Genomic DNA, 8422 nt, shown 5'->3' on the forward strand with positions numbered 1-8422 from the left:
TAACTGCTTATCAATCTATTCAACAAGCTCTCTCTATTGATGGCTCCATTTTTTCCCCTAGTTGAGCAATTACGATTATCCAATTCACTGACATCATTCAACGCCGGTTCGTCGTTTAGTGGTGTGAAAAACAAAATAATCGCCCACAGCAGCAAACCCTGTTCCAAAAAAGAAAGCAGCAACATACAAAGTCTAGCAACTTGCCCGATCGCCATACTCGCTCGCTGGCCGAACATCGCGTGTACGATGTGCCCGCCGTCGAGTTGTCCCACCGGCATCAAATTAAACGCCGTCACGATCAAACCCAAATAACCCGCCACCGCTACCGGATGCAAATCGATCGCAGTTTCCGCATTCAAAGCGCCGCCCAAGGTTAACTTGCTCAACAAAGTCATCAGCAGCGAAAAACTGGGTTTGAAAGACTCAAAATTTAACATTCCCGACTTGTCAGACAGCGGTACAATAGTCGAATGATTCAAACCCCAAATTAATAATGGCACTGTCGCCACTAAACCCGCAAGGGGCCCGGCCATGCTAACATCAAATAAAGCTCGGCGGTTGGGAATTGGACTCCGTATTTGAATGAAAGCCCCAAAAGTTCCTAAGAAAAAAGGAATCGGGATAAAATAAGGCAAAGTCGTGCGAATTTTGTAGAATCGGGCAGCTAAATAGTGGCCGGATTCGTGAATTGCTAAAATTGTAATTAGAGCCAGCGAGTAAGCCAAACCCTGGAGCAATATTGATGGGTTGGACTGCAAAGCTTGTTCAGTAACTCCGGCAAGTCGCGCCCCGACAAGCGTAGTCGTAAACACCGTGATCAGCAGCAAAGCTAATGCAAAAAAGGGTCGGGTTACAGATTCAGTTTTGACAGGAGTTTCCCCTGATTGGTGGCTGGGATTGGGAACTATGGCAAAAAAAGGTTGACCGCTCAAGCTGTTTTGAAAGACTACTAAAAAGCGATCGCCAAAAAGCCTCTCCACATTCTCCCGAATTGCCTTATAAGCAGCCTCGGGGTTTGTCCGCAACTGTCCGCGACAAATTACAGCCTGCGGCCGAAATTCCAAATCTCGCAAAAAGTAAATTGACCAAGGAAAACAATCGCGCAAACTCGCTTCTTCCGCTGCATCGATCGGGCGCACGGGCGGTTTTGGCTTTGCAGGTTCAGTCGCTTCTGCTGCTAGCTGCTCAGCAGTTTCGGCGGTAATTTTCTTGCGCCCCAACTGTACCAAAAACCAATACAAAAAAGGGCAAACCAGAAAAGGTATAATTACCAACTCCGGCGGTACAGTTTTGCTGGTACCGTAAACTAAAATCCAACCACTCCAAATCAGCGCGGGCGCCATCATTACCAGCCACAGCAGCCATATCGGAGTCCTGGTGATGCGGCTGGTGCCGTTCTGCAACAAGTAGTACGATATCAGCCCCAATACGAACAACCATAGTAAAAAGAACATAATATTTATCCCATTCCCTTCTGAAATACTTCCTTGAAACAACAGACTTTAGTCTCCAAACAACCCAGGCCCGTGCTCGACAATATCCTTGCTTTCCCGCCTAACCGGGAAACTCTGGGTGCAACAGCCTATTTCATTGTAGAAAACCAAACTAACATCCTGGTGGATTGTCCCGCTTGGGATGAGATTAACCAAACATTTTTGCGGGAACACGGCGGCGTGCGACTGCTGTTTCTCACGCACCGCGGCGCTATCGCCAAGGCGCGGGAGATTCAGGAAGCCACGGGGTGCGAGATCCTGATTCAAGAGCAGGAAGCTTATTTACTGCCGGGTTTGAAGGTGACGGTTTTTGAGCGAGAATTTGTTGTGAGCGATCGAATCAAAGCATTTTGGACTCCTGGCCATTCTCCTGGTTCCTCTTGCCTTTATCATAGTGGCAGCGGTGGAGTGCTGTTTTCGGGTAGGCACTTGCTCCCCAACCGAGAAGCCGCCCCAGTACCGCTGTTGACGGCAAAAACTTTTCACTGGCCCAGGCAAATTAACAGCGTGAAGTCAATTATCGATCGATTTTCGCCAGAAACTTTACAGTATATTTGTCCCGGTGCAAATACTGGTTTTTTGCGCGGAAAAGGATCGATCGATCGAGCTTTTGAGCAATTAGCCAATCTGGATTTAGCTGTTTGTTTGCAGTCAAAACCTGAACCCTAAATGTATGCTGCAACATCAAAAAATGATCTGACGCGCTAATTATAGCGGTAAGGTGCGCCTAGCGCACCCTACATTATTCTTCAGCCTCTTAGAGAGGAAGTTCGTTGGTGAAGTAGCGGTTTCAACCGCCGATTCTTACCTTGGAAAAAACTGTGGAAAAAACCGAAAAACAAAAAATGCTCGCCGGCGAATTGTATTTAGCTGCTGATGAGCAATTAATTTTAGAGCGCCAGCGAGCGCGCCGCCTCGCCAGAACCTACAATTCTACCCGCGAAGACGAACCAGACAAACGGTTAGAAATTCTCGCAGAATTGTTCGGTGCAGTTGGGCCAAAAGTTGAAATCGAGCCACCTTTCTACTGCGACTACGGCAGCAATATTTATGCTGGAAACGGGTTGTACATGAATTTTGGTTGCGTGATTCTCGACTGCAATCGAGTTAACATTGGCGAAAACTTACTGTGCGGGCCCTACGTGCAAATTTACACAGCTTTTCACCCCACCGACCCGGAAATAAGGCTTTCTGGCCAAGAACTCGCCGCTGAAATTAATATTGGCAATAATGTTTGGATTGGTGGCGGCAGTATGATTTGTCCAGGAGTCACTATTGGCGACAATAGCACGATCGGCGCAGGCAGTGTTGTTGTCAAAGATATTCCCGCAAACGTCGTGGCGGCGGGGAATCCTTGCCGAATCATCCGGCATCTACCTTGATGTGGTACGATCGACACAATCGTGCGATCGGCTCCTTGGAGCTTAACCCAAAAATTTTAGGTGTTAGAACAGCCGGTTTGATATTTTTCACGTAAAATCCCCTAAAAAAACGCTGGAAAAAATCTCAAATCTCAAATCTAAAATCGCTTAATTTCTCGTTTCCGGTTTCCACACTACCAAGCTTTTCTTATGACGACTGCAACAGTTTATGCCAACGCTCCCGATCTCTGCACCGACGACTACATAGCAGTCGGTGTAGCTACCTGCTTCATCAAAGAAGAAGGCGAAGTTTTTGAAGTGCAAGTAATCGAAGCTATTCCCTCAGCAGCTTTGGAAGCAATTTTGAAGGGAATTCCCACATCTTATTTAATGATTTGCGGGACGACTTTGGGAGCAGTGCTCGACGGCGACACACCCAAAATGTTGCCAGAATTCCCTACCTCAGCTCAGTTTAGCGAAGAATTTGGCTTTCGGGCGATCGCCGCTGCCCGCACTTACAAAATCCGCCCCCAAGCTCAACTTCACATTCCCGTGGGAACAGTTCGCAACGACTTTACTTATTCCTTAGAACGCAAAAGAGTGCTCAACTCCGAGCGCGTCATTCGCACTGAAGACAATGTGAAACAGCACGAACACACTCACAAGGTTCTTTAAACAAATCGCGCAACTCGGGCAATTTAACAGTGCCTCAGCCAGCGGATGCACCGAAAATAGTTCCGAGTTTTGAGATGTAATATGAATTCCGGTTGCACTCCTCAATTTGATTTTTGACTGTTGATTGTTGACTAAAATTATGCTTTCGGGCCAACTGACTGTTGGGATTTTTGAAAAATACCGAGGCAACCGGAAACGATGTAAATTAAAGATTTAACAAGTTTTTAGTTTCTTAATCAAGGAAAATTTTTTAATATTTCGTTATTAAGACAAACACCAAACATCTCAATGTAGGGTTCGCATTACTCACATCACCTAATTAACATAAATTATTAACGACTGTTAAGAAAAATCTTAAGTTGTTAATAAAAAGTTTTAATTCATCAAAAAAATGATAGAATATTATTCCAGTTTAACAAGGTGAGCCGGCCGGCGGGAAAAAATTAAAAAATCCCGCAATTATTGAAGGCTAGTAGTTTCAGACTACTGGCAGGCGGGCGAGTACATCGCAGGTGAGCTAAGGATTTCAATCTCACAAATTGGTCAAACCATGCGAAGCTTTGCGAGAGTAAAGTGGTGGAGATTAACTCGACTATTGCCAGCGGGATTAAAGGGCGAATACCATCTTGGGTACAAAACTTCGCTCTTAATTTTGGGCGTAACAATTCTGGCAGCTAGCATCACTGGTTGGATCAGCTATCAAAGCGTTCGCCGCTTGATTATCACCAAAAGCGAGCGAAATGCTTTGTTAGAAGTTAGGGATCGCGCCAACAAGATCGATCGCTGGCTCGGCACTAGAAAGGCTGAGATCGAAATCCTCGCCCACACTCCTCCCGTTCGTTCGATGAATTGGTCAGTTGCAGAGCCTTATTTAAAATCGGAAGTAAATCGACTGCAAGAATTCCAGCACTTCGCATTAATTGATCCCGACGGTTCTTATTTCACCACAAAAGTGGGCAGAGCGTTGATTAATGTGAGCGACCGCCAACACTTTAAAAAGGCAATGGCTGGGGAAGTCTATGTTTCCGATCCTACCATTTCTCGCACGCTCAAAGGACAAAGTATTGTTCCCATTTCGGCTCCGGTGTGGTCAAATTCGGCAAATTCTCTTGATAAAAAAGCACAAAAGCCGATCGGAGTAATCAACGGCGTCATTAGCATCGACCGAATTGCCCAAGTAGTAGGAAAGCTGGAATATGGGGCAGGAACTTACGCTTTTGTTCTCAATTCTCAAGGAGTGCCGATTGTGCATCCCGACGCTCGATTAATCGGAAATATAGACAAATCGGCTCCGAGTCTTTTAGAGTCTGCAGATGCTAATTTGGCAAATGTAGCCCGGGAGATGGTTTATCAAAAAACGGGCATTGTGCTGACTCAAATCAACGACGCCAGAGTTTATGTTGCCTATCTTCCTTTAGAACAAGCTGAATGGTCGATCGCCCTCGTAATTCCCCGCGACAATCTCGAAAAAGAACTCCTTCCTTTCAAGATACTAGCAGTAGCGGCCGGCGTACTTGCCGCCGCAGCTATTTTCGCAGCAATTGTGGCGCTCAAGCTGTTTGCCCTAAATTGCATTCGCAGTCGCACAGAAGGCCTTCTCCACCGCTTGACCGGCCGCATTCGCGCTTCCTTGCACCTCGATCGCATCCTCCAAACTACAGTAGACGAACTCGGTATTTTACTGAAGCTCGATCGAGCAATTTTCGCATGGTACGATCCCCGACAAGATACTTTAGAATTTGGCTGGGAATATTGCCGGGAAGGTTTGCCGGCCTGCTTGGGAATCTTTGGTGTTCCAGGAGGGCCCTCTGGAGATTTAGCTGCACGGCTTCACCGCTGCGAAACGATACTGCTACATAAAACGGCCGCCCCTGATGCCACAGCGTCTGAGGAACACGCCCATATCGAACTCACAAATAGTCACTACGCAGCAGTACCCGTACTAACTCAGAATCATCGGCTTGGATATCTGTTCGCCTGTGCAAACCGGCGGTTTGGGACTCCCGACGAGGTGGAAGTTTTGGAAGCAATTGCAGACTCGCTGGCGATCGCAATTTCCCAATCCCAACTCCACGGGCAAATTCAAGAAGAACTCAAACTTTTGGAAGAAGTATTAGCAAAACTCAGAATCACCGAAGAGCATTTAGTACAAAGCGAAAAAATGACAATTGTCGGTCAACTAGCCGCCGAAGTTGCCCAGGAAATTAATAACCCGATTAACTTTATTTACGGTCGCCTGATTCACGTTAACGATTATATCAAAGATTTGCTCAATATTATTCGCCTCTATCGCGAACAATATCCCGAACCTGTGCCGCGAATTGCCAAAGAAATAGAGGCCTGCGACCTAGATTTTATCAGCGAAGAGTTGCCGCAAATTCTCAACCTTTTGAAAATAGGAGCCGATCGCATTCGCCAGATAGTCCTTGCTTTGCGGAAATTTTCGCTTCCTGACGAACCCAACAAAGAACACGCCAACCTAAATGAAACCATCGACAATATTTTGCTGTTGCTAGCGAGCCGGCTGGAGCAAAAAATATTAGTAGTCAAGGAGTACCACAACCTGCCGCCCATTTTGTGTTATCCCGGTCTACTGAGCCAGGTATTCGCGAGTCTCCTCAGCAATGCTATTGATGCTCTTAAGAGTATTGAAAACTCCGATCAAATTATTACAATTAAAACAGATATTGTCGAGGGTTATCCCGCCAGGTTTATTGCAGTATCGATCGCCCACAACGGCGCCCGAATTCCCCCGGAAATTCAACACAGAATATTTGACCAGTCTGGTCATACTAAATCATTTAAAAATTTTACAGGATTGGACTTGTCGGTTTGCTATAAAATTATTGTAGAATTGCACGGCGGCCGCCTTACAGTTGAATCTCCCGTGCAATCTCAAATTAAATCTCAAACTGGGGCCGGTGCTGAGTTTATGGTAAAATTGCCGATCCTTTGATATCGCATCTTGCCGCCAGGGAAACCAGTCGCAAATCTTGCCAGCAAGCTCGGCGAAAAGCTTAATTGGGCTTCGCAGTCAAGACTTTAGTCATCATAAAACAGAAGGCTGAAGTCTTCACTACAAACCTAACGATCATTTGTTAACCCAAATTGCTATGATAGGATTAGGGAAATAATAAAGGTGCAACCACAGCAAACAACCAACCTCCCATTACCAAGACTTCCGCAACAATTAATAAAATATTTTTGTTCATTTTCAAATTAAGCATTTTCACATTAAGAGCGATCGACCAAAGAGCGAATTTTCTTCCACCAAGCCGCCGGCGAATCTTCCGGGCGATATGCGGCATCAAACATCGACAAAATTAGCGGCCAACCCCCCACTTTCGCACTCATCAACAAGTGCATTGCCAGACAAAACACCAATACCACCCAACCAGAAGCGTGTAAATAATACCAAACCTGGGTCAATTCCCCAGCCGGCAGCCATTCTTCCTTAACCATACTGCCAGAAGCGATCGCCCAAGTCAGTGCCAGCAACATCAACGTATTCACAATCCGGTGCAAACTGTACCACCAAATCGGTTTTCCCAACTGCGTTAGTTTCCCAAAAGAATCCGGCTGCACCAAGCGTTTTTGACCGGGGTGGAAACTGTACAATGCAAAAGCCGGCATTATTCCTAACAGCAACATCTTGCCAAAAGTGCCGTGAATCCCAATAATATCTGCAATCTGAGGCACGGGGACTTTGCCAAACCGCCCATCGTAGGTGTTGTAAACCAGAAATGCGCTCAAAATTGCTAAAAGGGCGATCGCAGCGTTAACCCCATGCAGTAACCTGAGCAGCAATGGCTGGTACGGTCTAGATTGCGGCATAGTCGATTCTGTTACTTGATAAATAATCTTTTACAGAATACAGCTAAGCGCTGATTTTTTCAACTCTCGCCAATTGTGAAATAAATGTGAGTCAAAAATGAATATATTATGATAATAACGTAATTATATCAAAATTTAGTGTAAACTAAAACAGTCAAGAGAAGCACGTTATTTATAAAACCTAACACTTTACAAAAATGGATGCAGCCACTACCATATTACTTTCGTTGGGACTAGCAGCAGATGCTTTTGCTGTTGCTGTTTCGAGCGGTTTAGCAATCAAACACATGAAGGTCAATAAAGCTTTAAAAATCGCCTTATTTTTCGGAGGGTTTCAAGCTTTAATGCCCGTCATAGGATGGTTGCTCGGTCTTAGTTTTAGTTTTTTGATAACACCGATCGACCATTGGATCGCTTTTGGGCTTTTGAGTTTCATTGGCGGGAGAATGATTTATGAATCGCTGCAAAGCGAAGAATGCGAGAAAAAGTTCAATCCCTTAGATACGGGGACTTTGATAACGCTGTCGGTGGCGACGAGTATCGATGCTCTAGCAGTTGGCCTCGGATTTGCTGTCCTGAAAGATTCTATTGCTCCTGCGGTGACTGCGATCGGATTTATTACTTTCTTTTTAGCCTTTGCAGGGGTGTTTATCGGGCACAAGTGCGGCAACTTATTTGCTAATAAAATTGAGATATTGGGCGGAGCCATTTTGATTTTTATTGGCAGCAGAATCTTGTTTCTGCACTTGACAGAAATGCCATTAGTTATCGGTAATTAGTAATTAGTCAGTAGTCAGTAGTCATCAGTCGAACATTGACATCAGAGTCTCTGGTGACTTTAATTCCCAATTCCCAAAAAATGCTATAACAGCAATATTGCGTTAAAGGATAAAAATTCCGTGCTGAAACTTTACGGCGCAGCCCGCAGCAGGGCCTCAATTGTCAAGTGGTATCTAGAAGAAATAGGAGTTCCCTACGAATTCGTCATGCTGGATATATTCAACGCTTTATCAATACTTTCAGGTTTTGCTAGACTGATTTCTATCAACACTCTAGCAA

At 45.3% G+C, this 8422-nt stretch carries 7 protein-coding genes and 1 pseudogene; 6 read left to right on the plus strand and 2 right to left on the minus strand.

From position 1 onward, the window contains the following. On the minus strand, window positions 1-1454 hold a 1454-nt coding region (locus tag QUA71_RS28345), incomplete at its 3' end, for a site-2 protease family protein (protein ID WP_333290239.1). Between the two features lie 33 nt (window positions 1455-1487). Between QUA71_RS28345 and QUA71_RS28350 the strand changes: the two genes are divergently transcribed. From QUA71_RS28350 to QUA71_RS28365, 4 genes are all read left to right on the plus strand, one after another. Continuing rightward, window positions 1488-2162, plus strand: coding sequence for an MBL fold metallo-hydrolase (locus tag QUA71_RS28350; RefSeq protein WP_333217477.1), 675 nt, complete (start codon window positions 1488-1490; stop codon window positions 2160-2162). Between the two features lie 152 nt (window positions 2163-2314). Continuing rightward, a complete protein-coding gene (locus QUA71_RS28355; protein WP_333217478.1) occupies window positions 2315-2875 on the plus strand; it encodes a sugar O-acetyltransferase in 561 nt (186 codons plus the stop codon). A 189-nt stretch (window positions 2876-3064) separates the two neighbouring features. Then, the gene (locus QUA71_RS28360) at window positions 3065-3529 is read left to right on the plus strand and encodes a hypothetical protein (protein ID WP_333290241.1); all 465 of its coding nucleotides are present in this window, start codon (window positions 3065-3067) and stop codon (window positions 3527-3529) included. A gap of 595 nt (window positions 3530-4124) precedes the next feature. Beyond that, window positions 4125-6485, plus strand: coding sequence for a cache domain-containing protein (locus tag QUA71_RS28365; protein ID WP_333290243.1), 2361 nt, complete (start codon window positions 4125-4127; stop codon window positions 6483-6485). Window positions 6486-6763: 278 nt separating this feature from the next. Here QUA71_RS28365 and QUA71_RS28370 read toward each other — a convergent pair whose 3' ends face one another. After that, entirely contained in the window at window positions 6764-7363 is a 600-nt protein-coding gene (locus QUA71_RS28370) for a cytochrome b/b6 domain-containing protein (protein WP_333290245.1), read from the minus strand. Between the two features lie 197 nt (window positions 7364-7560). Between QUA71_RS28370 and QUA71_RS28375 the strand changes: the two genes are divergently transcribed. Together QUA71_RS28375 and QUA71_RS28380 are read left to right on the plus strand one after the other, a co-directional pair. Continuing rightward, on the plus strand, window positions 7561-8142 hold the full coding sequence (locus QUA71_RS28375; protein WP_333290247.1) for a manganese efflux pump MntP family protein: 582 nt from the start codon (window positions 7561-7563) through the stop codon (window positions 8140-8142). A 120-nt stretch (window positions 8143-8262) separates the two neighbouring features. Continuing rightward, window positions 8263-8361: pseudogene (locus QUA71_RS28380) on the plus strand (glutathione S-transferase family protein); the annotation flags it as partial. Between the last annotated feature and the right edge of the window lie 61 nt (window positions 8362-8422).

The sequence above is a fragment of the Microcoleus sp. MON1_C5 genome, assembly GCF_036701875.1.
Taxonomy (GTDB): Bacteria; Cyanobacteriota; Cyanobacteriia; order Cyanobacteriales; family Microcoleaceae; genus Microcoleus.

Coding starts and splice junctions, on each gene's coding strand:
- QUA71_RS28360 (WP_333290241.1), top strand. CDS start 3,065: ATGACGACTGCAACAGTTTATGCCAACGCTCCCGATCTCTGCACCGAC.
- QUA71_RS28370 (WP_333290245.1), bottom strand. CDS start 7,363: ATGCCGCAATCTAGACCGTACCAGCCATTGCTGCTCAGGTTACTGCAT.
- QUA71_RS28375 (WP_333290247.1), top strand. CDS start 7,561: ATGGATGCAGCCACTACCATATTACTTTCGTTGGGACTAGCAGCAGAT.